We start from the raw sequence: 1046 nt of genomic DNA, 5'->3' as shown, positions 1-1046 counted from the left end.
TTTCAGTTTATTGCGGTTGTTGGCATCGTAATTCCACTTTTCACCCACTGGCTTACCGTCTTGCATCAAAATATCAAAGCGCTTGCGCATCCGTCGGTAAAAGTGCTCCATCATGACGTGTTTGCCTTGCGGGAACTGCTGTTCTATTTCTGCAAAAGGCAGTAAAAAATGCTCGGTATCGACGCAACGTTTGACAACACCTTCTAATTTCAACTTGGTCAGTTGTTCCAACAGTCGATATTCATCAGGCCGTTGATACTCAAATTTGCTTGCCCCTACTTCACGAACGTAGTGCTGCAATACTTGGTCAAGATCATCAAAAGCGGCAGTGTCATCCAACGTTAGATGCAGAACATGATGCCCTTCTTCTTGCTTCTCTTGAGCAAAAATAGCCATCGCGGAGAAGAAGGCGCACACCTTTTGAATGTGATGCGTAACGTAAGTGTTTTCTTGCTTGAGCTCAGCAATCAAGTACAGCACGGTATCATCCGCTTGCTGAAACCAAGAATGCTCGCTGTTGAGTTGGTCGCCGAGAATCAATCGCACCGTGTCATAACGCATTTATTTATCTCCATTTTCTTGCTGCGTTGCGATTGGCCAGTCGACCATATCGACAACGTCTTGCTGCGCTCGGCTGTCACGCCCTTGCCATCGATCAATGAACTCATGATTTTGGTCGTACATTTGCGTCTGCTTCTCCAAATTAAACTGACGAGAGCCTCTCGGATCTGCCCCTACTCCCGCTAAATATTGCCAGTTTCCCCAATTCGAGCCGACATCGTAGTCAATCAACTGCGTTTCAAAGTAGGCCGCGCCATACCGCCAGTCCAGCCCCAGTTCATGAACAAGGCAACTTGCAACCAACTGGCGACCACGGTTAGACATATAACCAGTGTGATTCAGTTGGTGCATACACGCGTTGACAATGGGATACGGTGTGGTGCCGTTTTTCCACTGCTGAAAACGATGCGCATAAAAGCTGGTTAACGGCGGTTGATTGCGAATACCACCAAACCGAAACAGCCTTTGTTGATAACACCTTGCGT

2 protein-coding genes are annotated in these 1046 nt (G+C 47.4%); both read right to left on the bottom strand.

From position 1 onward, the window contains the following. On the bottom strand, window positions 1-561 hold a 561-nt coding region (locus R7190_RS25880), incomplete at its 3' end, for a cryptochrome/photolyase family protein (RefSeq protein ID WP_318137679.1). Continuing rightward, on the bottom strand, window positions 562-1046 hold a 485-nt coding region (locus R7190_RS25875; protein ID WP_318137678.1), incomplete at its 5' end, for an FAD-binding domain-containing protein.

Source organism: Vibrio sp. 1078-1 (assembly GCF_033340475.1).
The sequence above is the reverse complement of the archived record's forward strand: the minus strand, read 5'-3'. Positions and strand labels throughout refer to the sequence as shown.